The sequence below is a fragment of the Paraburkholderia sp. GAS32 genome, assembly GCF_050434225.1.
Lineage (GTDB): Bacteria > Pseudomonadota > Gammaproteobacteria > Burkholderiales > Burkholderiaceae > Paraburkholderia > Paraburkholderia madseniana.
Window position 1 is genome coordinate 243436 of the sequence record NZ_JBNPVS010000003.1, and the last position, 21630, is coordinate 265065.

The window sequence follows — 21630 nt, forward strand, 5'->3', positions numbered from 1 at the left end:
CGCCGCTTGGGCGCTGCGCCGCTGCTTCAACTCCGCTTCAAACCTTTCCATCCTTCCAGCCCGCTGCGGGCTCAACCCTTCGCCGGATCTTCAGTGCCGCGCGAGCCGCCGCCAATGCTCTGTCCGGCGTCGCGCGCGAGACCCAGGTAGCCGGTCACGGACACCAGCGTCAGCACGCCGGCAAACAGAAACGCGAGGCGGAAATCGTCCAGGGTGAAGACACGGCCGGTCGTCTCGCCGTTGAAGAACGCTGCTGCGCGCAGCGAGACGGCGCCGAAGGCAATGCCCAGTCCGATCGTCATCTGGGCGGCGGCGCTCCATAGCGTGCTTGCCGCGCTCATCTGCGGCTGTGCGACGTCGGCGTAGGCGAGGGTGGCAAGCGTCGAGAATTGCATCGACCGCGCTACTCCGTAGATGAATACGACGAACAGCACCAGCACGAGCGGCACGTTCGGCGTCAACAGCCCGCAGGCAATGATGAAAATGCCGGCCACCGCCACGTCGATAATCGACACCATGCGGAAACCGTAGCGTTGCAGGATGCGCGTGGTCAGCGCCTTCATGCCGAGATTGCCGAGCGCGCTCGCGAGCAACAACAGACCCGACTTGAACGCCGACAACCCGAAACCGACCTGGAACAGCAGCGGCATAAGATACGGCACCGCGCCAATGCCGATCCGGGTGAACGAGCCGGTTACCACGGTCACGGAGAAGGTCGGGATTTTCAGCGTGGAGACGTCGATCAGCGGATGCGGGTGACGCTTCGCATGCTGGAACGCCACCACGCCCATCAGCAATCCGCCGACGATGAACGCGCCAGCCACCCAGGGATTTTCGCCGGGCTGGCTCGCCAGTTCAGCGCCATACAGAATCGCCGTGAGCGTCGTGGCGCTCAGCAGAAGGCCGACGACGTCGAGCGGCTTGCGTTCGGTGCCGCGCAGGTTCGGGACAAGCGCGAGCGCGACGGCCATCGCTGCGAGACCGAACGGCACGTTCAGCAGAAAGATCCAGCGCCATGACGCATAGGTGGTGATGAAGCCACCCACTGGCGGTCCGACCACCGGTGCGGCAATGGCCGGCCAGGTGATGGTCGAGATCGCCTGCATCATCCGGCTCTTTTCCGTGCTGCGGACCACGATCAAACGGCCCACCGGCACCATCATGGCGCCACCCATGCCTTGCAGCAGCCGCGCGGCGGTAAATTCGGTCACGTTCTGCGACAAGCCGCACAACACCGAAGCCACCGTGAATACGCCGATCGCGCTGAAGAATACCGTGCGCGAGCCGCAGCGGTCGGCGACCCAGCCGCTCACCGGGATGAAAATCGCCAGCGCCAGCATGTAGGCCGTCATGCCAAGGCTCAGGCTGTTCGGCCCAACGCCGAACGAGTGCGCCATCTGCGGCAAGGCAGTGGCGATCACCGTGGTGTCGAGATACTCCATGAAGAAGGTGGCCGCGACGATATACGGCAGCCAGCCGACATGTGAATTGCGTGCGCCGCCGGTCATGGCGCCGTCCTCGACACCTTGCCGTTGCGTGTGGATTCGATGACGCCTTTGGCGTCTTTAGCGTGCCGGCATGTCCCGCGCGATTGTGTTGACTTCATGTTCTTGCGACAACCTTTCGAAAGCGTGTTTCCGGCATCCCTCGATGGATGGGCAACGAGGTTGCGGCCTGTTTGGCGTCAGCCAGCCCAGCATCGTAACGCAACAATCCGCTGCAGACAGCGGCGGTCCACGCCAACGCGGCGAAGACCTCGCCGGAAACACGGCTTTCTTGCCGCTCAGTCCTTCGCCGCGTATTGGCGATCGAGCTTGTCGTACAGCGGTTTGTTCACAAGGCGCTGGCGTTCACTGAACGGCGCGACGAGAGATGCGTCTTCATCGAGACGGCCATTGCTCTTCAACGTGCCGAGCGCGCGTTGCATGCCGAGCACCGCGCCTTGCAGCGCCGCGTTTGCGTACAGGACGATGCCATAGCCGAGTTTGGCCAGCGCTTCACGCGATTGCACCGGCGTCTTGCCGCCGATCACGATGTTGATCAATTGCGGCGTGTCGAAAAGCCCCGGCAACCGCTCAATGTCGGCGAGCGATTCAGTCGCTTCGATAAACAGAATGTCCGCGCCGGCCTCGATGAAACGATGGCCGCGCTCGATCGCGTCTTCGATGCCGTGGACAGCGGCCGAATCGGTGCGCGCCATGATCTGCAGGTTGCCGTCTTCGCGAGCGTCGACGGCGGCGCGGATCTTGCCGACCATCTCGCTCGTGCTGACGACTTCCTTGCCGGAGAAGTGGCCGCATTTCTTCGGCATGATCTGGTCTTCGAACTGGATCACGTCGGCGCCGCTGCGCTCGAGCACGCGCACGGTCTGGCGCACGTTCAGTGCGTTGCCGAAGCCGGTGTCGGCGTCGACGATCAGCGGCAGCGCAACCGCGTCGCGAATCCGCGCGCAATGTTCGGCGACTTCGGCCAGACCGATGAAGCCGAGGTCGGGCAGGCCGAGCGACATGTTAGTGACGCCCGCGCCCGTGATGTAGATCGCTTCGAAACCCGCGTCTTCAATCACGCGCGCACTCATCGCGTTGAAGGCGCCCGGCACGAGCAGGCCCTGGCGTTGGTTGACTTTGGCGCGGAACGCGGCGCGGCGATTAGCAGAAGTGCTCATGACGGCGTGTCTCCAGATGGGAAGTGAGTGATAGAACGCTGAGCTGAATTTGCAGGAAGCATGCCATTTGCCGCGTTTCACGATTTGTGCCGGACAATCAAAAGCTTAGGCGGAAAGGGGCCGTGCCGCCGTTCATGGCAGAATAGCCGATATGTTCCATGAAACGTTTCATGGAACGTTCCAGCTACGAGCGGAGCGTCGCAGTGTCCACTTTCACGTCGTCCCTTGCCAATTCCAATCCCGGCCGCCCAGGCGTCGCCCTGGTCAGTATCAGCCGGTTGCAATCGCTTTGCGAGACGGTCGCGCCGCGTTATACCGAGCGGGCTAGATTTTTTTCGGTCCGGGAAGGCTATGGCGCCGCCGTCACGGCCTTGCAGGCCTATGTGGATGCTGGCTCGGTTGATGTCGTGCTGGCAGCCGGATCGAACGGCGCTTACCTGCGCGACAACTTGAGCGTGCCGGTGGTGATGGTCAAGGTAAACGGCTTCGACGTGTTGAGTGCGATCACCCGCGCCACGACGACCTGGCCCGGCGCAAAGATTGGCCTTGTCCTGCACGAAACCATCTCGCACGAACTCGCCGACCTGAGCGCGTGGCTGAATGTCGGCCTGAAACAGCGCGCCTACCGTTCGATCGATGAAGTGCGGCTCGCGGTCGCGGGCCTTGCAGCAGAGGGCTGCAGCGTCATCATCGGCCCCGGTATGGCGTGCGATTTTGCCCAGCAAGCCGGCTTGGAGAGCGTCTTCCTGTACTCGCTGGGCGCGGTCGAAGAAGCGTTCGAGCGCTCCGTCGAACTGGCGCGCGTGAGTCGTCAGAAGGAATCGAAGCGGGTGCGCCTGAACACGATCGTCGCCCATCTGCGCGACGGCGTGGCCGCCTTCGACGACGCCGGTCAGCTCGAAGCAGTCAATCCGGCGATGCTCGATCTGCTCGGCCTCGACCGCGACCAGGACGTCCCGGCGCAATTGACGCGCGCTGTCGGCCCGTTACTGCGCGAGACGCTCGAGCATGACATGCCGGTCGAGGAGCGTATCGAACAGATCGGCGGCCGCGCGTTGATCGTCAACTGTGTGCCGATCCTCGAGCAGGGCTTGCGTTCGGGCTCAGTGGTCACGGTGCAGGACGCCTTGGTCGCGCAGCGGATCGACCGCTCGCTACGCACCAGCCAGCGGCCCAAGCATCTGGTCGCGCGGCACCATCTGGACGATCTGATCGGCAGTTCGGCGGCGCTCGAGCGGGTGCGGCGGTTGGCGCGGGCTGGCGCGGCTCACGATGCCACCGTGCTGCTGAGCGGCGAAAGCGGCACCGGCAAGGAACTGGTCGCGCAGGGCATCCACAATGCCAGCCGGCGGCGCGGCAATCCGTTTGTCGCCTTCAATTGCGCGGCGCTCCCTGAAGGGCTGATCGAGAGCGAACTGTTCGGTCACGAGGAAGGCGCGTTCACCGGCGCGCGCCGGGGAGGCAAGCCGGGGCTCTTCGAAATCGCCCACACCGGGACGATCTTCCTCGACGAAATCGGCGAGATGCCGGCGGCGCTGCAAAGCAGGTTGCTGCGGGTGTTGCAGGAGCGCGAGGTCATGAAGCTCGGCTCCGGGCGCGCAACCCCCGTCGACGTGCGGGTGATTGCCGCCACCCATCGCGATCTACACGCGCTGGTCGAGCAGGGTGCGTTTCGCGCGGACCTGTATTTTCGGCTGAATCTGCTTCAGATAGAATTGCCGCCGCTGCGCGAAAGACGCGACGATGTCGCGCAACTGGCGCGGCATTTGTTGAATCGCAGTGCGCTCCAATATGGGCTGTCGGGAGCCGCGCTCGAGCGGGTGCTGGCGTTCCTCGCGCCTTTGTTCGAGCACTATGCGTGGCCCGGCAATGTGCGGGAACTGGAAAATCTGCTGGCGCGCGCCGCGATTTATCTGAGCGACTCGGCCGGTGAGGGCTGGCAGGACCTGCAGGCAGTGTTTCCGGAGTTCGGGCGGATGCGGCAGACAGCCGCGGACGTGCATGGCGCCATGGCTCCCGCCCACGCCACCGGCGACGCCTCGGGCCGTCGTTCACCCACCCGCGAGGATGTCATACGCGCTCTCGAACAGGCTGGCGGCAATCGCGCTGCAGCAAGCCGGGCATTGGGCATCGGCCGCACGACCCTCTGGCGGCTCATGAGAGACTGATCCCAGAATTGGTGCGACGCAATAGTCGCCGGTAGCCAGTCAAATAGTAATAAACTATCGAAATAATTTAAACACACCGCTTTACCTATTAAGTGACGTCTGACATACTGACTCCACTTTCCAACCACTCCGAAAGAGGACTCAGTAAATGCCGATCATCAACAGTCAAGTTAAACCGTTCAAGGCACAGGCTTATCACAATGGCGACTTCCAGACCGTCACTGAAGAGAGCCTGAAGGGCAAGTGGTCGGTTTTCGTTTTCTACCCGGCTGACTTCACGTTTGTTTGCCCGACCGAACTGGGCGACCTGGCAGACCGTTACGCCGAATTCAAGAAGCTCGGCGTCGAAATCTACAGCGTTTCGACCGATACGCACTTCACGCACAAGGCATGGCACGACACGTCGGACACGATCCAGAAGATCAAGTACCCGATGATCGCTGACCCGACCCTGGCAATCTCGCGCAACTTCGACGTGCTGATCGAAGAAGAAGGCCTGGCACTGCGTGGCACGTTCGTGATCAACCCGGAAGGCGAGATCAAGCTGGCCGAAATTCACGACAACGGCATTGGCCGTGACGCCGGCGAACTGCTGCGCAAGGTGCAAGCTGCACAATACATCGCGGCTCACCCGGGTGAGGTTTGCCCCGCCAAGTGGACGCCGGGCGCAGAAACGCTGACCCCGTCGCTCGACCTGATCGGCAAGATCTAAGGTCTAAAAGCCTTTCGCAGTAAGCGCCTCACGGCGCATTGCCGTGCGGACCGCTTGATACAGCGGTTCGCACGTCCCCGGACTGTGCGCCTCCTACCCGGATGCGTGCGGCGCCCGGGACCCAACACCCCTCGTCACGGAATCGAATAGCCATGCTGGACGCCAATCTTAAGACTCAGTTGAAATCCTACCTCGAAAAGGTTAGCAGGCCTATCGAGATCGTCGCCTCGCTCGACGACAGCGCGAAATCGCAAGAGCTGCTGGCATTGCTGAACGATATCGCGACGTTGTCGGAACGCGTCACGGTGGTCGAACGTCGCGGCGACAGCGAACGCAAGCCGTCGTTTTCGATCGGCGAGCCGGGCAAGGAAACCGGTATTCGTTTCGCCGGCATTCCGATGGGGCATGAATTCACGTCGCTCGTCCTTGCGCTTTTGCAGGTCGGCGGCCATCCGGTCAAACTCGACGACGCGGTGATCGAACAGATCCGCAGTCTCGACGGCGACTATCAATTCGAAACGTATTTTTCGCTGTCATGCCAGAACTGCCCGGAAGTTGTTCAGGCACTGAACGTGATGGCGCTGATCAACCCGCGCATCCGCCACGTCGCGATCGACGGCGCGTTGTTCCAGAACGAAGTCGAAGCGCGCCAGATCATGGCGGTACCGACCATGTTCATGAACGGCGAAGTGTTCGGCCAGGGCCGCAGCGGTGTGAAGGAAATCCTCGCGAAGCTCGACACCAATGCCGGTGCGCGTGCGGCGAAGGAACTGGAAAAGAAGCCGGTGTTCGATACGCTGATCGTCGGCGGTGGCCCGGCGGGTGCAGCTGCGGCGATTTACTCGGCGCGCAAGGGTATTGCGACGGGTGTCGTGGCGGAACGCTTCGGCGGCCAGGTGCTCGATACGCTGGCGATCGAGAACTTCGTCTCCGTAACGGAAACCGAAGGACCGAAGTTCGCCACGGCGCTCGAACAGCACGTAAAGAGCTACGAAGTCGACATCATGGACGTGCAGCGCGCTGAAGCGCTGATCCCGGGCCGCATCAGCGAAGTGCGTCTGGCGAACGGGGCGGTGCTGAAGGCGAAGACGATCATTCTGGCGACGGGTGCCCGTTGGCGCGAAATCAACGTGCCGGGCGAGCGCGAGTACCGTAACCACGGCGTGGCGTACTGCCCGCATTGCGATGGTCCGCTGTTCAAGGGCAAGCGCGTTGCGGTGATCGGCGGCGGTAATTCGGGCGTCGAAGCGGCGATCGATCTCGCGGGTATCGTCCGTGAAGTAACGTTGTTCGAATTCGGCGCGCAATTGCGTGCCGACGAAGTGCTGCAACGCAAGCTGCGCAGCCTTGCCAACGTGACGATCGTCACGCAGGCACAGACCACGGAAATCACCGGCGACGGCAAGAAGGTCAACGGTCTGGTCTACAAGGACCTGCGTTCAGGCGAAACGAAGAACATCGAACTCGAAGGCGTTTTCGTGCAGATCGGTCTTGTGCCGAATACCGAATGGCTGAAGGGCACGGTCGAGTTGTCGAAGCACGGCGAGATCGTTGTTGATGCACGCGGCGCGACTTCGGTGCCGGGCGTATTTGCCGCCGGCGACGTGACCACGGTGCCGTTCAAGCAGATCGTGATTGCTGTGGGCGAGGGTGCGAAGGCATCGCTCTCCGCGTTCGATCATTTGATCCGCAGCAGCGATGTGGACGAAGTGGTGAGCGAAGCTGAAACCGAAGCGACAGTTTGACGGTGTTGTGTGAGTAGTGGACGGCGGCCTGCGGGCCGCCGTTTTTGTTTGTGGTGAGACTAGGACCGCTTTTGAGCGGGCTTTGTTTTGGTTGGGCGAGGCCTGGGGCAGCGGTCTGTCAGGATAATCTGCCCCCCGCCCGGCGGAGGAATCGCTTTTCTCAGAGTTCTTGAGTGTGTTTTGAGAAAAAGCTCAGATTCCTATGCCATTTGACAGTGTTATTTCGGAAAACGAACGACTTCGGCAGACGTAAAATATTGACCGATCCAAAGCCGTCGATTGTCTATGCCGAAGTTTGAAGTACAAGTCTTTGAATCACCCGAATATGCAACTCACTGCTTTCAACCCGTTGTTCACCTTGGGACGACGTGGGACCTGAGTCATCTCGATTCTTTTGCCTTTAAATGCGACCTTGGTCTGGGTTGCGCGATGACTGTGCTCGTCATGTTCTCGTGTCATTGTTTTTCCCGCAGCTTTGCTCGGGATGGACGAGTGCGCGCTGAAATTCCGAGCGTCGAGATTTATGACGACGGTCGTGAGCAGCGAGTTCTTGATCCGGTCCGCTATGAGTTGTCGAAGAACCTGCTGCGGGATTTGGTTATGACGATGGGTGAGCGCCCAATTGTCGTCGCCGACGAAAAGCAGCCGAACTTCATGACGCTGCAAAAAACGAATGCGGATGGCACCTCGTCGCTATACGCCGTGTTCTTTGAAGTGGAGAAGGATAGGACAAGAAAGCAGCGTCTGATTCTACGAGTTCAGTCTGCCTATCTTCTCGAGAAAGAACTGACGAAGCGTCAGCGGCAAGCGAAAAAGGTTGCGTTCAGAACCCTGCTGCGGGCAACGTATGAGGGGCGCAAGATTCGCCCCTAGCCGCGATGGCGAGGCACAAAAACCAACGGCTGCCTTTCGGCAGCCGTCGCATGCGGGACTCTCTATTCACCTTGCGGCGAAATTTCCACTCCAGGTGGAACCCGGTGACCCGGGCGGCGCTACGTTTTTCACACCCGCTCGTACGTAGTTTTGAGCGTTGATTATATGAATTTGACCAACCGCGGTCAAGCGGCCGACGCGCGACTTACTGCAGCAGGTGGAACCCCTGGCGGGGCTGCAACTCGCAGGCGGCGTTTGCCGCACCCCAAACACCCGTTTCATTCACCCGCTCGACGCCCACCCCGAATGCCCCATCAACGGCCCCTTCGTTTGGAGCCTCCCATCTAGGCCAATTCCTTGGCTATCCCACCCGGCAGGCCATATAAATCTGGGAGTCGGGCACGGTCCCGCCGACATGCGTACTGGCTCGCAAGCGCACAGCTTGCCGATACCAGGCGACATAAAACAAGGAGGGAGACAATGGCAACATCGCAAGCGGCCCCCGCTCGGTGGGTCGACAGCAAGCGCTATCTGTGGCTGCTGGGTGCACTCACCATCACCTTGCCGCTGCATGCGGCCAATCTGGCGTTGCAGACTGGCTGGCATATTTTCTGGTGGTTCGGGCCGATTTTCGTGTTCGGCATTATCCCGGTGCTCGACTATCTGATCGGTGACGATCCGAGCAATCCGCCCGAGGAGGTCGTCCCCACGCTCGAACGGGAGCGTTATTACCGCCGCGTGGTCTATCTGGCCACCTTCATCGAATACGTGTCGTTCTTCGGCGCGCTATGGATCGTCGGCACGCACGCTCTGACGTGGTACGACTATCTGGGTTTTGCTCTCTCGCTCGGCGCAGCGACTGGCGTATCGATCAATACCGCGCACGAGCTAGGTCACAAGACGGATGGTTTCGAACGATGGCTCGCCAAGATCACGCTGGCGCCGGTCGCCTACGGCCATTTCTTCGTCGAACACAATCGTGGACACCACGTGCGTGTCGCTACGCCGCCCGATCCGGCGAGCGCGCGCTATGGCGAATCATTCTGGCGGTTTCTGCCGCGCACGGTATTCGGCAGCATCGCGTCGGCGTGGCGCATCGAGAAGCATCGGCTCGAACGCCTCGGCAAATCGCCCTGGACATGGCGCAATGAAGTCCTGCACTCGTGGGCGATGACCGTCGTGCTGTGGGGCGCGATGATCGCGCTGTTCGGTAAAACGGTGATTCCGTTTCTGCTGATTCAGGCAGCGTACGGAGCCTCGCTGCTCGAAGTGGTCAACTATCTGGAGCACTACGGGCTCGGCCGAAAGCAACTCGCAAGTGGCCGTTACGAGCGCTGCCAGCCGCAGCACTCATGGAACAGCAATCGTATCGTGACGAATCTGTTTCTGTATCAGCTGCAGCGTCACGCCGATCATCATGCGAATCCGACGCGCTCTTACCAGGCACTGCGTCATTTCGACGGCGCGCCGCAATTGCCCTCCGGTTACGCGACGATGATCATGCTCGCGTACGTGCCGCCACTGTGGTTCCGCGTGATGAACCCGCGCGTGGTCGCGCATTATCAAGGCAACATGGCACAGTCGAATATCCGGCCGGCCATTCGTGAACGCGTGCTGACGCAGTTTGCCGGCTAACGTGGGTTGTTTCTTGCAAAGAGAAAGCCGCCCGGGCAATGCCGGGCGGCTTTTTTTTTACCGAGCCTATCGAAGGCCGGCAGCGCAGCCTTAATGTCGGTCGATTGAATACTTACCGGCCCCGGTCACGCATAACAACAGCAGTGCACCCATGATGCTGATGTTCTTGTAGAAGTGGATCATGTTGTCGTACTGCATCGCGCCCGTCATATTCCAATAGTGATGGCCGATGATTGCCGCGCCCAGCGTATAGATCGCAAGCAGCAACGCAAGCGGCCGCGTATAGAAGCCCACCACCAGCGCGATGCCCACCACTAATTCCATCACGACGGCGATAACTGCGGACAACTCAGGCGCAGGCGCGCCGGTCGACGTCATATAAGCGACGGTGCCGGAAAAGCCGGTCAGCTTCGACCAGCCGAACATCACGAACAGCACCATCAACAGGATGCGGGCAACGAGAATGAATGCATCTTTCTGGTTTTCAAATAGCGTATAGCGCATGATTTTTCTCTGTAGGTAAGGAAGGGTGCGGTTCGCCGCAAACTTCGCGGCGAGCCACGCTTAAGCCGGCCAGATCTATCGACAGGATTGAGCCGCTTAAGCCCACAACTCCGATACTTCAATGTTACGCAGATCGAACACCAACACCTCCGCGTCGTGACCTTGCGTGAAGGTCAGGGCTTCTTCGCCGCGGATCCGCGCGCCGTCGCCTTCGCCGAGCTCGACGCCATTCACCGTGACGCTGCCGCGCGCCACGTGAATATAAGCATAGCGATTACTGGCCAGTTCGAGGTGCGCAGTTTCGTCGCCGTCGAAGAGACCGGCATAGATCCGCGCGTCCTGTTGCAGCACTAGCGAGTCGTTCGCACCGTCCGGCGACATCACGAGGCGCAACACACCGCGCTTCTCGTCCGCGCCAAAGCGCCGTTGCTGATAGCGGGGCGTCGTGCCTTTCTGCGCCGGCGCAATCCAGATTTGCATGAAGTGCACCGGGTCGGTCTTCGAATGGTTGTATTCGCTATGCGCGACGCCGGTTCCCGCGCTCATCAACTGGATGTCGCCCGGCACGATCACCGAGCCGGTGCCCATCGTGTCCTTATGTTCCAGCGCGCCTTCCAGCACGTACGAAAAGATCTCCATGTCGCGGTGCGGGTGCTTGCCGAAACCTTGCGCTGGTGCGACACGGTCGTCGTTGATCACGAGCAGGTCGGAAAAGCCGTTCTGCTTCGGATCGTGATAGTTCGCGAAGGAAAACGTATGACGCGAGCTAAGCCAGCCGTGCTCCGCGCGGCCGCGTTGATTGGCGTGTCTGATTTCGATCATCGTATTTCTCCTTGGTTCTGTTGTGCGATCCGGCCAGATGTTTGGCCGCGATCCATGAAAGACAGTGTAGGTCAATCAGGATGGTTATAATCTGTCTAAAACTGGAAACACTGTCTCTATGAGGTGGACAATACGATGCAACTCGATGATATGCGGATCTTTGTCGCCACGGTCGACGCCCATAACTTCACCGCTGCGGCAAAGCGGCTGGCGCTGTCCAAGCAGTTCGTCAGCCGGCGAGTCATGGCGCTGGAAGAGGCGCTTGGCGTGCAATTGCTGATCCGCAACACGCGCAAGCTGGCCGTGACCGAGCTCGGTCAGGAGTTCTATGAGCGTGCGCGGCGCATTCTCGGTGAGGTGGAAGACGCTGAGCAGGCGATGTCGTTGCGGCGCGCTGGGCCGCGCGGGCTCTTGCGGGTTAGTGCGCCGATGTCGTTTGGGATGATGCATCTGTCGCCATTGGTGGCGAACTTTCTGCGCGAGCATAGCGACGTGCGCTTCGATATGGAGTTGAGCGATCGCACCGTCGACGTGGTGGGCGAGGGGTTCGATATGGCGATTCGGATTGGTACGTTGCCGGATTCCACGTTGATTGCGCAGAAGCTCGTCGATGTGAGGATGGTGGTGTGTTGTAGTCCGGGGTATGTGCGGCGGCGGGGGGCGCCGGTTGTGCCTGCTGACCTTGCTCGGCACTCATGTCTGTTGTATGGGCATGGTGGGGTTGTGAGTTGGGATTTTGTTGTTGATGGGGTCTCGAAGGGAGTTGAGGTGAATGGGCCGCTTCGGGCTAATAATGGGGAGTTGATTCGCGATGCAGCTGTGGCTGGGTTGGGGATTGTTCGGCTTCCTGATTTTATTGTTGCTGATGCGGTTGGGAGTGGGTTGCTGGTGACTGTTCTTGAGGAGTTTTTGCCTTCGGCGGCGACTGTTTATGCTGTTTATCCGCAGCATCGGCAGAGCTCTGTCACTATTCGGGTTTTTGTTGAGTTTTTGCGGGGGGAGTTGAGGAAGAGGTTAGTGGTTTGATTTTTTTTGCCTACGCGGCGCTTGTTTGTCTGTGTGCCTGGGGCTTTGGCCTTTCCTTGTTTTGTTTGTGGTCTATTAGCGTTGCCCCTGTGCGGGGCGGCACCTACTTCTCTTTGCCGGCTGCAAAGAGAAGTAGGCAAGAGAAAGCAGCTCAAACCACTCCTGCTAAGTGGGTCCCGTAGTTTGCAACGGGCAGTGGTGCATCTGGAATCTGTGTTCGTGCACCTGCATGCGCTAGTGACAAGGGAGTCATTCTTCCGGCGGCGCCGCGCGCACCGAAGAGTACTTCAAAAACCGCCCGCTGCGTTTCAGGCTTCGGCTTCGCCGCTGATCAGCGACACTTCGCGGAGCAGCGGCGGACCTTGCCGCGGCAAACTAATCACCGTCCGCCACTCGCCGCTCCCAGACCTACCGCCGCTTACCCGTTCCGGAAAATGAAGCTGTAGCCGTTCAGCGCCGGCACGCCGCCCAAGTGCGCATACAACACCCGTGAGCCTTCCGGGAATTCGCCGTTTCGCACCATGTCGATCATGCCGTGCATCGATTTGCCCTCGTACACAGGGTCGGTCAGCACGCCCTCGAGTCGCGCGCACAAACGGATCGCCTCCAGCGTACCTTCGTTCGGCAAGCCGTATTCGGGGCCGGCGTAGCGCTCGTCCAGTACCACGTCCTCGCTCGTGATGTCGCGGTCCAGGCCGACTTTTTCTGCCGTCTGCTTCGCGATTCGGGTGATCTGCTCGCGCGTCTGTGCCGGTTTCGCGGATGCATCAATGCCAATCACGCGCTCGGCGCGGCCGTCGGCGGCGAAACCCACTACCATGCCGGCCTGGGTGCTGCCGGTGACGGAACACACCACGATGTAGTCGAATTTGAAGCCCAGTTCGGCTTCCTGCTGGCGGACTTCTTCAGCAAAGCCGACGAAGCCGAGGCCGCCCAGCGGATGGTCGGAACAGCCGGCCGGGATCGGGTAGGGCTTGCCGCCCGCGGCGCGTACGCTCTCCAGTGCATCCTCCCAGCTCTTGCGAAAACCAATGTCGAAACCGTCGGCAACCAGGCGGACGTCCGCGCCCAGAATGCGCGACATCTGGATGTTGCCGACGCGGTCGTATACGGCGTCCGAATAATTGACCCAGTTCTCCTGCACCAGCACGCACTTCATCCCCAGATGTGCCGCAACTGCAGCCACCTGGCGGGTCTGGTTCGACTGGATGCCGCCAATCGACACCAGCGTGTCACAACCCTGCGCCAACGCCTCCGGAATCAGATACTCCAGCTTGCGCGTCTTGTTGCCGCCGAAGGCAAAGCCGCTGTTGCAGTCCTCGCGCTTCGCATAGAGATGCACCTTGCCGCCCAGGTGGTCGCTCAAACGCTTCAGCGGCTGGATCGGCGTGGGCCCAAAAGTCAGCGGGTAGCGAGGGAATCGTTGCAGGTTCATGGCAGCTCCGAAATTGTAGGTTTGACGCGAGCAGCAAGCAGTCGCGTTACAACAAATGGTAGGGAAAAGCGCTAGAAATGAGCTTGCAAATAAATTCCATTTGACATACTTTTAAAACTATTCATTCAAAAATGACCTAATAAAAATCCGGACAGGAACCAATGAGCGCAACAAAAGTTCGTGGTGTATCGATGACTGCCGCCGCACCCTCATCCGCGGAAGCCGATCCGCTTCACACGCTCGACCGCATCGACCGGGCGATCCTGCGTCAACTGCAAACCGACGCGTCGATCTCGAACGTCGCGCTCGCGGCCAAAGTCAAACTGAGTGCACCGGCGTGTCTGCGGCGCGTCGAGCGGCTGAAGGAGTCGGGGCTGATTCGCGGTGTCGTCGCGTTGATCGACCCGAAGGCGGCCGGGGCGGGGATGCTGGTCATCATCGGCGTGGTGCTGGATCGGTCTACGCCGGAGTCGTTTGCCGAGTTCGAGAAGGCGGCCCAGAAGGTGGCAGGGTGCATGGAATGCCACGTCGTGACCGGCGAGTTCGACTATTTCATGACGATCCGCACGCGCGATAGCGACAGCTTCAATCGGCTGCATGCGGAACAGTTGCTCTACTTGCCTGGCGTCCGTCAAATCCGCTCGTTCATGGTGCTCAAGGAAATCCTGTCGACCACCAAATTTCCGCTGTAGCCGCTGCCGTCACGCAAAAAGACGCGCATGCTGTCATAAATCCCCTTGCTGGACGACTAAGTGTCGGGACCACTCGCGGGCGGCGCGCTTAGCGCCTGAACGGGTGAACGGTACGGACTTTCCGGGGCGATCATCATGGCTTGCAACAGACGGACATTCTTCAGGTTAATCGGCGCGGCGTCGCTCGCCGGCGGCACCGCGGCTTGGCGCACGGCAGGCGCAGCGGAGCTAGGCACAGCGGCGGCCTACGAGGTCGCGCACAGCGACGCCGAATGGCACAAGCTGCTCACGGACGCGCAATTCCGCGTGTTGCGCGAAGCGGGCACGGAGCGCCCATTCAGCAGCCCACTGAACGACGAGCACCGCGCCGGCACATTCGGGTGCGCCGGTTGCGCGCTGCCGCTGTTTTCGTCGAAGACGAAGTTCGATAGCGGCACCGGCTGGCCCAGTTTCTGGCAGCCGATGGATCACGCAGTCATCACGCATACCGACAAGTCGTTCGGCATGACGCGCGACGAAGTACTGTGCCGGCGCTGCGGCAGCCATCTGGGTCACGTATTCGACGACGGCCCCAAACCGACCGGCCTGCGCTATTGCATGAACGGCCTCGCGTTGACTTTCACGCCTGCCGCGCGCGGCACGAGTTGATCGAATCAGGACGGACATCATGAACATCGAGAAACGCATCATCGGCAAACCGGCCCGCTCGCGCGGGGCGGCCATCGCGCTTTCGGTCGGGCTCGGCGCGCTGGCGCTGCTGCTGGCGCAGCGCATGGCATTCTCGTCGGAAGCTGGGGTTGTCATTGCGCCGCCCGCTGTCGACGAACCGATCTCCGCCACAACCGCGCACGAAGAAACCGCCGTGTTCGCGGGCGGCTGCTTCTGGGGCGTGCAGGGCGTGTTCCAGCACGTGCGGGGCGTCACGAAGGCGGTGTCGGGTTATTCGGGCGGCCAGCGCGACACTGCACAGTATGAGACCGTCAGTGGCGGCGAAACCGGCCACGCGGAATCCGTGCAGGTCACGTTCGACCCCACCAAGGTCACCTATGGGCAGTTGTTACAGGTCTACTTTTCTGTGATTCAGGACCCGACCGAGTTGAACCGCCAGGGGCCGGACAGCGGCACGCAATACCGCTCGGCAGTGTTCCCGTTGAATGACATGCAGCGGCACGTCGCGCAAAGCTATATCGCTCAACTCGAGAAGGCGCATGCCTTCCCGGCGCCGATCGTCACGAAAACGGAGCCGTTCAAGGGCTTCTATCCTGCCGAGTCCTACCACCAGAACTACCTGACGCTGCATCCGAACTCCGCGTATATCGCCATCAACGACATGCCGAAGGTCGCCAACCTGAAGCGTCTGTTTCCGAATCTCTATCGCGACAAGCCCGTGCTGGTCGAAGCGGCACAGTAAGCCGGCGCTACAAATCGGCGCAGTCCAGCAGCGCAATAGAGCAAAATAACAAGGCAGCGCTGCAAAGAGGTGAACGCCGCACCGGCGCTAATCGCCCTGTTCCTGCGCCGCATCGCGCGGCGCCGGATTTTTTTTGCGACTGTATTCTGCCTCTCAACATCGCCACGGCACGCCTGGCAGCGACCGCCGGGCTGCCTTGCGATTCTCCTGTCCGACCTCATCGAGCCAACCCGATCCAACCGAAGCCGATCCAAGCCGGCTTTCCGGCGACCAGGCCCGCATTTTGCAAAGGAGCGTACGTCGGCAATTCTTTCGCACGTCTCTGTTCGTGCAGATGCCCAATTTACGCTGGGCGGCACCAGGTTCGGACAGCGCGTTTCGCCGGCAGTGCGTGTCGTTCGCTGAAAGAATTACGTGCCGCGCGTAGCATTGCAGCGGTCACCTGGAAGTTTGCAATCCATTGCGGACCTCGGGTGAGAACCTAAACCCCGTCGCGATACGCGAGGAACGGAGGCTTCCGGTGTCGAACAGCCGTAGAAAGCGGATCGGCAAGATTCGCAAAAAAGAAACAAGCATCGCGGCAACATCGCTGGTCGCCGTGACCCTCGGCGGTATCGGCGTTTTGCCGGCTTCGGCCTTGGCCCAAACTCCTTCGCCGCTGGGCGAATGGCAGTATTCGGTGGGCATTCCGCTGCAGAAGATGTGGCAGCCGGATATTCCCGAATGGCAGGTGCGTATCGGCGCGGCAACGTCGTTCCAGCCGCGTTATGAGGGTTCCGACCGGTATCACGTAATGGCCGGTCCGAGCATCGACGTGCGCTACAAGGATCTGTTCTACTTTTCGAGCGGCGAAGGCCTTGGGGTCAATTTCGCGCAAGGGCAGAACTGGCGCGCGAGTCTCGGGGTCGTCTACGATCTCGGGCGTCGCGGCCATGACGATCCGGAGGAGTTGAACGGTCTCGGCAACATCAATCAGGCGCCGGGCGTCAAACTCGCGGGGGAATATGTTGTGTCGAAAGATTTCCCGCTCGTGCTGCGCGCCGACGTCCGACGCTATTTCGGCGGCTCGAACGGCTGGATCGGCGATCTCGGCGCCTATTTGCCGATGCCGGGCAGCACCAAACAATTCTTCTGGTTTGCCGGGCCGAACGTGACACTCGCGGACTCCAAGTACATGAACAGCTGGTACGGTGTGAATCAGAATCAGGCGGCGCACTCGCAATACTCGCAGTATCACGCGAGTGCCGGTTTCAAGTCGGTGGGTTTCGGCATTAGCGCAGTGTGGCTGTTCGACAAGCACTGGTTTGCCACTGCCGACGGCGCATTTGAAGAACTGGTCGGCAGCGCGGGCAATAGTCCGATTACGCACAGCAGGGCCACCGGTGTGGCCGATATTTCCATTAACTATCGCTTCTGATGCAGCGGTTCTCTATTTGAGGGTATGGACGCAGGCGCGCGATTCTGGCGCGTCGCTCCAGGTGCTGAAGACCGTATCAAGGCCGCCGAATGGCATCGCGTGTGGACGTCATGAACACGCGCCTCCGGTCGGTCACAAGATCGATCATGTGTCGCACCCACGCGAACTGTCGCGCAGATGCAGCCCCGCTGCCGCAGCGAAAAACCCCAACGCGGCGACGCATACACCGGGCCAGCCCCAACGCGCAAGCGCCGGCCCGGCGCTGGTGGCGCCTACCGCGCTGCCGACGAAAAAGAGCCCCGTATAGAGCCCATTCACCCGGCCACGCGATTCGGGCGCGAGCAGATTGATTGCGCGCCGACCAAGCGCCTGATCGGCAATCACGCCACCGTCGATGAAGAATGCGGCCACAGCCAGCATGGTGATCGATGCGACGCGCGACACACCCGAAGTCAGCGCCAATGCCGCCAGCAGTGCGGCTGCGATGGCGACCGCGTGAGCGAGCATACTGGCGGGCTTCGACCAGCCCCTGTCGCCGGCACGGCCTGCCACTGGTGCGATGAACACGCTGCCGCCGCCGGCTAACGCGAAGAGCGCGACGGAGGTGCTGTTCAGCCCGAGTGGCGCGCGCGTCAGGACAATGGCAACGCTGCTCCAGAACGCATTGAAGCCGGCCATGAGCAGGCCCTGATACAACGCCCGGCGGCGCAGCACGGGCTCATGCGCCACCAGTCGCACCATTGACGCCAATAACGCGGCATAAGGCGGCGCGCCGACGGGACGGCTATCCGGCACCCGTGGAACCACGACGAGCGTGACAGCAGCGAGCAGCAGAGCATCGGCTGCGTAAAACGCGCGCCAGCCGAGTGCGCCGCCGATCACACTGGCAAGCGGCCGTGATAACAGAATGCCGAGCATCAAACCGCTCATCACATTGCCGACGACTTTGCCCCGCGAAGCCGGCGGCGCGAGCGACGCGGCGGCGGGCACCAGCATCTGCACGACACTCGACGTCACGCCGACGGCGAACGACGCCGCCAGAAACACCGGCGCGAGCGGCGCGATGGCGGCCAGCGCAAGACACGCGATCTGCGCGAACAACGTCGCCGCAATCAGAGGCCGATTGGGCAGGCGGTCGATCAGCGGTACAAGTCCGACGAGGCCGACCGCATAGCCGAACAGCGTCAATGCGGTGACGAGCGTGGTCCATGCGCCGAGATGCAGCGAGGCGTCGAGCGGGCCAATCAACGTTTGTGACGCATACAGGGGCAGCACGGCAACGGCGACCATCGCGGCGAAGCGCGCGGTCGGAACGCTCTGTGCCGGCGGCGTAGCCGCTTGGGCTGCCGTCGGGCATTGAATCGTGGATGAGTCCATCGCCGGGCTACCCGTAAAGTCAAAGTGAATCGATGCTACTCTCCCATCAGACAAACACAATTCGCACGGAATTGGATACATCCTCACGATAAACGGGAGAATCGCCGATGGATGCATTGCGCGATCTGGAAACCTTGGTGGCAGTGGTCGAGGAGGGCAGTCTGACGAACGCCGCGCGCCGGCTTGGCCGGTCGTTGCAGGCTGTCAGCCGCTCGCTTCAGGTGCTCGAGCGCGCGCACGGATCGACCCTGATCGTGCGAACCACCCGCACTTCGCAGCCGAGCGAGGCCGGCATGCGTTTTTACGAACGCGTCAAAGGCGCGCTGACCGAACTCGAACTGGCGCGCACCGAACTCGCGGAGGAATTGCACAGGCTCACCGGGCGTTTGCGCATCAATGCGCCCACACTGTTCGGACCAAAATTCGTCGCGCCGCTCGCCGCGGAATTTTTGCAGCGTCATCCGCAATTGGCGTTGTCGCTCGATCTGAGCGACGAGTATCGCGATCCGGCAGAGACCGGCGCGGACGTGACGATCCGCATTGGCGAAATGCCTGATTCACGGCTGGTGGCGCGGCGGATCGGCACGCTTCGGCGGGTGGTGTTCGCAGCGCCGGATTATCTTGCCGAACACGGCAGACCGTCACATCCGCGGGATCTGGCGAAACATGATTGTGTCGTTCGAACGGGCGTGCCGCATCCGGGGCGTTGGGTGTTTACGTCGCCGGACGGCAACGAAATTGCGGTGAACGTGGCGGGGCGCTTTGACAGCAATCAGGTTGCGGCGGTGAATGCGGGCGTGCTGGGTGGTATGGGGGTTGGGGTCGCTGCCTTCTGGCAGATTCAGGAATGGGTCGAGGCAGGCAAGGCTGAGGTTTTGCTCACGGATTTTCAGTTGACACCTTTGCCGTTGCATGCAATGTGGACGAGGACGCGGCGGCTGCCACAGAGGACCCGGCTGCTGGTCGATTTCCTTGCTGTCAAGTTGGGGACGTTGTAGCTATATCCCCCGCCGAAGGGTTTGCGAGGGCTCGGCAGCGTGAGCGGTTTTCGCCGTGCAGGCAGAGCAGCATCAGGTGCAATGCTTCATTGTGCTACGCTTGCCGGACCAAACTCCACGTAGCGTGACCTCGCCATCATCATGCGTTCCTGGCGCATATCCACACCGGCCCGCAGCGGGCACATCAACACCTCGCGTGTTACCGACCTCGTCATGTCGATCTCACATGACGACCCGGACGCGCTTGCTGCAAGCATTCTGAAAACGGTTGGCGACACGCTTCCCGTGTCGCAGTGCACGGTTTTCGCGTACGAGTTCGACGCGAGACCGCGCACCGTCTCCGCCGCCGACCATCGCGGCGGCCGCTTCCTTCGTGATGTCGCCGATCGCTACGCCACGCACTTTTATGCGCTCGACGGAAACCGCGCCATCGTCGGCGGCTCGCAAGCGAAGCAGGCGCGCGAGGCGTTAGTGCTGCATCAGCAGCAAAGCGAAGAAATCGAAAACGAAGCCTACCGCGCCGCCTGCTACGCGCAGCCCAACGTATCCGACCGGCTGTCGCTGCTTTTGCAACCCATGGAAAGCGTCTGGCTGTCGATCAATCTGTATCGTGACAGCGCATACGGCGTGTTTCAGCCAGGCGAACTGGAGCATGTGGAAAGCATGGCGCATCTGTTCGCGCACGCTGCAAAAAGCCATTACGCGCTCAATGGGCAGCATCAGCAAGGCACGGCAGCCGCGATGCTGGCACGGGTCAGACGTGCCTGCCCGGCGCTGACGCCGCGTGAGATCGACGTGCTGCGCGGCACGCTCGAAGGGGCCAGCGCCGCCGAGATCGCGGAGCAAATGGGCGTCAAGGTCACCAGCGTGATTACGTATCAGAAGCGCGCTTACGCGCGGCTGGGGATCTCGAGCCAGCGCCAGTTGTTCGCGTTATGTCTGCTGCCTGAGCGGTCTTGAACCGGCGCGCCGAATTTGTTGCAGCCGTAGATTAGCTGCGAGACGGTCGAAGAAGAGCCGCCGAAGCACCATTGAGCTCGCGTCGACAAAATCATCCGCGCTTTGCCCGCGCATCGACCTGCGTCTCGCGATCCCAGCGCTTCAGCCACGGCATGATGAATTCCGCGAATCCGTCCGCGGGTGGTGACAGCGCACGTTCGGTCGAACGATATACGCACACTTCACGGATCGTTTCAGGATCGACGATCCGCTTCATCACCAGCCCGAAGGTTCGCGCGAGCGGCGCGACATAGGCCGGCGCGAGTGTCACGGCAAGCCCCTGTGACGCCAGACCGAACGCTGTGGTTACGTTGTCCACCACGTCCACCGGAATGATGCGCGCCTCCGCCGGCAGATTAGCCAGCATCTGTTCGACTGCACGCTCGTGGTCGCGGCCGGTGGCAACAATCGGCACACCGCGCAAGTGCTGCCACTGCACCCTGCGTCGTGCATTTAACGGATGCGTCGGCGCGCACCACATCACCCACGGGCTCGCGAAGGCCGGATCGCAACGCACCCGCGTGCCGCTCTGGCGATCCGGGCCGATCGCGAGATCCACGTCGCCGCTTTCCACACGCTCCACCAACTGTTCGACCACGGTGTCGCATATGCGCACGACCACTTTCGGTTTGTCGCGCGCATATTCGGCGATGGCCGCCGGCAGCGCGGTCGCCGCGAGCACCAGCGGCGCGCCGACTCGCACGATCCCGGCCGCGCGATTGCGGATGTCGTCGGCGGACTGGGCGGCGGCGCGCACATGGCGCAAAACCGATTCGGCCGACGACAGGAAATCCTGCCCCGCGCTCGACAGATTGACGCGCCGCGTCGTACGGTCGAAGAGGCGAAAGCCCAGTTCCGTTTCCAGTTCGGCCAGCAACTGACTGACCGCCGACGAGGTCAGCCCGAGCCGTTCCGCCGCCGCGCCGATGCTGTGCAAATCGACGATGGCGAGAAACGCTTCGAACTGACGGATGGTGACGCGTGTGAGTGGCATGAGGCGATTCTAAAGAAAAACTTACGAATCGTGAAAAATCGATTGATTGTGTGGAGAGAGCCATTGGCCGACACTTGTCCCAATCGACGCGAAGCTGGAAACCCGCTTAGACTTCCGTCTCGCCCACGCTGCTACGACCAGCCTGCAACAGTCCACA

Annotated in this window: 19 protein-coding genes; 12 read left to right on the forward strand and 7 right to left on the reverse strand. The window is 61.3% G+C overall.

Annotation, left to right across the window (positions count from 1 at the left end):
- Positions 1 to 71: 71 nt before the first annotated feature.
- Complete coding sequence (locus tag P3T25_RS05095) at positions 72 to 1508, reverse strand: MFS transporter (protein WP_154561859.1); 1437 nt, start codon at positions 1506 to 1508, stop codon at positions 72 to 74.
- 275 nt (positions 1509 to 1783) lie between these two features.
- Positions 1784 to 2665, reverse strand: a complete 882-nt coding sequence (locus P3T25_RS05100; RefSeq protein WP_266239236.1) for an isocitrate lyase/PEP mutase family protein — start codon at positions 2663 to 2665, stop codon at positions 1784 to 1786.
- 170 nt (positions 2666 to 2835) lie between these two features.
- Between P3T25_RS05100 and prpR the strand changes: the two genes are divergently transcribed.
- The 5 genes from prpR to P3T25_RS05125 all read left to right on the forward strand — a co-directional run bounded on the left by prpR (position 2836) and on the right by P3T25_RS05125 (position 9798).
- Complete coding sequence (prpR, locus tag P3T25_RS05105) at positions 2836 to 4833, forward strand: propionate catabolism operon regulatory protein PrpR (RefSeq protein WP_429357641.1); 1998 nt, start codon at positions 2836 to 2838, stop codon at positions 4831 to 4833.
- A gap of 148 nt (positions 4834 to 4981) precedes the next feature.
- Entirely contained in the window at positions 4982 to 5545 is a 564-nt protein-coding gene (gene ahpC / locus P3T25_RS05110) for an alkyl hydroperoxide reductase subunit C (RefSeq protein ID WP_054035375.1), read from the forward strand.
- A 152-nt stretch (positions 5546 to 5697) separates the two neighbouring features.
- Positions 5698 to 7290: an alkyl hydroperoxide reductase subunit F gene (ahpF, locus tag P3T25_RS05115; RefSeq protein ID WP_171927882.1), complete on the forward strand. Its 1593-nt coding sequence runs from the start codon at positions 5698 to 5700 to the stop codon at positions 7288 to 7290.
- Between the two features lie 285 nt (positions 7291 to 7575).
- Positions 7576 to 8163 (forward strand): hypothetical protein, encoded by a 588-nt coding sequence (locus tag P3T25_RS05120; protein WP_429357642.1) that lies wholly within the window; start codon positions 7576 to 7578, stop codon positions 8161 to 8163.
- A 480-nt stretch (positions 8164 to 8643) separates the two neighbouring features.
- Positions 8644 to 9798, forward strand: coding sequence for an alkane 1-monooxygenase (locus tag P3T25_RS05125; protein ID WP_429357643.1), 1155 nt, complete (start codon positions 8644 to 8646; stop codon positions 9796 to 9798).
- Between the two features lie 90 nt (positions 9799 to 9888).
- Here P3T25_RS05125 and P3T25_RS05130 read toward each other — a convergent pair whose 3' ends face one another.
- Both P3T25_RS05130 and P3T25_RS05135 read right to left on the reverse strand, forming a co-directional pair.
- The gene (locus tag P3T25_RS05130; protein ID WP_429357644.1) at positions 9889 to 10302 is read right to left on the reverse strand and encodes a DoxX family protein; all 414 of its coding nucleotides are present in this window, start codon (positions 10300 to 10302) and stop codon (positions 9889 to 9891) included.
- Positions 10303 to 10398: 96 nt separating this feature from the next.
- Positions 10399 to 11124 (reverse strand): pirin family protein, encoded by a 726-nt coding sequence (locus P3T25_RS05135; RefSeq protein WP_154567032.1) that lies wholly within the window; start codon positions 11122 to 11124, stop codon positions 10399 to 10401.
- A gap of 135 nt (positions 11125 to 11259) precedes the next feature.
- Here P3T25_RS05135 and P3T25_RS05140 point away from each other — a divergent pair, with 135 nt between their 5' ends.
- Complete coding sequence (locus P3T25_RS05140) at positions 11260 to 12150, forward strand: LysR family transcriptional regulator (protein WP_429357645.1); 891 nt, start codon at positions 11260 to 11262, stop codon at positions 12148 to 12150.
- A gap of 418 nt (positions 12151 to 12568) precedes the next feature.
- Here P3T25_RS05140 and P3T25_RS05145 read toward each other — a convergent pair whose 3' ends face one another.
- Positions 12569 to 13585 carry a 1-aminocyclopropane-1-carboxylate deaminase gene (locus P3T25_RS05145; RefSeq protein WP_154567030.1) on the reverse strand — a complete coding sequence of 339 codons (1017 nt, stop codon included), beginning with the start codon at positions 13583 to 13585 and terminating at the stop codon, positions 12569 to 12571.
- Between the two features lie 161 nt (positions 13586 to 13746).
- Here P3T25_RS05145 and P3T25_RS05150 point away from each other — a divergent pair, with 161 nt between their 5' ends.
- The 4 genes from P3T25_RS05150 to P3T25_RS05165 all read left to right on the forward strand — a co-directional run bounded on the left by P3T25_RS05150 (position 13747) and on the right by P3T25_RS05165 (position 17105).
- Entirely contained in the window at positions 13747 to 14277 is a 531-nt protein-coding gene (locus P3T25_RS05150) for an Lrp/AsnC family transcriptional regulator (RefSeq protein WP_154567029.1), read from the forward strand.
- A gap of 135 nt (positions 14278 to 14412) precedes the next feature.
- Complete coding sequence (msrB, locus tag P3T25_RS05155; RefSeq protein ID WP_154567028.1) at positions 14413 to 14925, forward strand: peptide-methionine (R)-S-oxide reductase MsrB; 513 nt, start codon at positions 14413 to 14415, stop codon at positions 14923 to 14925.
- A gap of 19 nt (positions 14926 to 14944) precedes the next feature.
- On the forward strand, positions 14945 to 15688 hold the full coding sequence (msrA, locus tag P3T25_RS05160) for a peptide-methionine (S)-S-oxide reductase MsrA (RefSeq protein WP_266239241.1): 744 nt from the start codon (positions 14945 to 14947) through the stop codon (positions 15686 to 15688).
- Between the two features lie 520 nt (positions 15689 to 16208).
- Complete coding sequence (locus P3T25_RS05165) at positions 16209 to 17105, forward strand: MipA/OmpV family protein (protein WP_168435996.1); 897 nt, start codon at positions 16209 to 16211, stop codon at positions 17103 to 17105.
- A gap of 144 nt (positions 17106 to 17249) precedes the next feature.
- Here P3T25_RS05165 and P3T25_RS05170 read toward each other — a convergent pair whose 3' ends face one another.
- Complete coding sequence (locus tag P3T25_RS05170) at positions 17250 to 18482, reverse strand: MFS transporter (protein ID WP_429357646.1); 1233 nt, start codon at positions 18480 to 18482, stop codon at positions 17250 to 17252.
- Between the two features lie 107 nt (positions 18483 to 18589).
- Here P3T25_RS05170 and P3T25_RS05175 point away from each other — a divergent pair, with 107 nt between their 5' ends.
- Together P3T25_RS05175 and P3T25_RS05180 are read left to right on the forward strand one after the other, a co-directional pair.
- Positions 18590 to 19480, forward strand: a complete 891-nt coding sequence (locus tag P3T25_RS05175; protein ID WP_266258557.1) for a LysR family transcriptional regulator — start codon at positions 18590 to 18592, stop codon at positions 19478 to 19480.
- Positions 19481 to 19621: 141 nt separating this feature from the next.
- Positions 19622 to 20440: a helix-turn-helix transcriptional regulator gene (locus P3T25_RS05180; RefSeq protein ID WP_266258556.1), complete on the forward strand. Its 819-nt coding sequence runs from the start codon at positions 19622 to 19624 to the stop codon at positions 20438 to 20440.
- A gap of 91 nt (positions 20441 to 20531) precedes the next feature.
- On the opposite strand, the gene P3T25_RS05185 is transcribed toward P3T25_RS05180, so the two are convergent.
- Complete coding sequence (locus tag P3T25_RS05185) at positions 20532 to 21473, reverse strand: LysR family transcriptional regulator (RefSeq protein ID WP_266258555.1); 942 nt, start codon at positions 21471 to 21473, stop codon at positions 20532 to 20534.
- Positions 21474 to 21630: the final 157 nt, after the last annotated feature.

Excerpts from the sequence above, each read along its gene's own strand:
- P3T25_RS05095 (WP_154561859.1), bottom strand. The coding sequence starts at position 1,508 with ATGACCGGCGGCGCACGCAATTCACATGTCGGCTGGCTGCCGTATATC.
- P3T25_RS05100 (WP_266239236.1), bottom strand. The coding sequence starts at position 2,665 with ATGAGCACTTCTGCTAATCGCCGCGCCGCGTTCCGCGCCAAAGTCAAC.
- prpR (WP_429357641.1), top strand. The coding sequence starts at position 2,836 with ATGGAACGTTCCAGCTACGAGCGGAGCGTCGCAGTGTCCACTTTCACG.
- ahpC (WP_054035375.1), top strand. The coding sequence starts at position 4,982 with ATGCCGATCATCAACAGTCAAGTTAAACCGTTCAAGGCACAGGCTTAT.
- ahpF (WP_171927882.1), top strand. The coding sequence starts at position 5,698 with ATGCTGGACGCCAATCTTAAGACTCAGTTGAAATCCTACCTCGAAAAG.
- P3T25_RS05120 (WP_429357642.1), top strand. The coding sequence starts at position 7,576 with ATGCCGAAGTTTGAAGTACAAGTCTTTGAATCACCCGAATATGCAACT.
- P3T25_RS05125 (WP_429357643.1), top strand. The coding sequence starts at position 8,644 with ATGGCAACATCGCAAGCGGCCCCCGCTCGGTGGGTCGACAGCAAGCGC.
- P3T25_RS05130 (WP_429357644.1), bottom strand. The coding sequence starts at position 10,302 with ATGCGCTATACGCTATTTGAAAACCAGAAAGATGCATTCATTCTCGTT.
- P3T25_RS05135 (WP_154567032.1), bottom strand. The coding sequence starts at position 11,124 with ATGATCGAAATCAGACACGCCAATCAACGCGGCCGCGCGGAGCACGGC.
- P3T25_RS05140 (WP_429357645.1), top strand. The coding sequence starts at position 11,260 with ATGCAACTCGATGATATGCGGATCTTTGTCGCCACGGTCGACGCCCAT.
- P3T25_RS05145 (WP_154567030.1), bottom strand. The coding sequence starts at position 13,585 with ATGAACCTGCAACGATTCCCTCGCTACCCGCTGACTTTTGGGCCCACG.
- P3T25_RS05150 (WP_154567029.1), top strand. The coding sequence starts at position 13,747 with ATGAGCGCAACAAAAGTTCGTGGTGTATCGATGACTGCCGCCGCACCC.
- msrB (WP_154567028.1), top strand. The coding sequence starts at position 14,413 with ATGGCTTGCAACAGACGGACATTCTTCAGGTTAATCGGCGCGGCGTCG.
- msrA (WP_266239241.1), top strand. The coding sequence starts at position 14,945 with ATGAACATCGAGAAACGCATCATCGGCAAACCGGCCCGCTCGCGCGGG.
- P3T25_RS05170 (WP_429357646.1), bottom strand. The coding sequence starts at position 18,482 with ATGGACTCATCCACGATTCAATGCCCGACGGCAGCCCAAGCGGCTACG.
- P3T25_RS05175 (WP_266258557.1), top strand. The coding sequence starts at position 18,590 with ATGGATGCATTGCGCGATCTGGAAACCTTGGTGGCAGTGGTCGAGGAG.
- P3T25_RS05180 (WP_266258556.1), top strand. The coding sequence starts at position 19,622 with ATGCGTTCCTGGCGCATATCCACACCGGCCCGCAGCGGGCACATCAAC.
- P3T25_RS05185 (WP_266258555.1), bottom strand. The coding sequence starts at position 21,473 with ATGCCACTCACACGCGTCACCATCCGTCAGTTCGAAGCGTTTCTCGCC.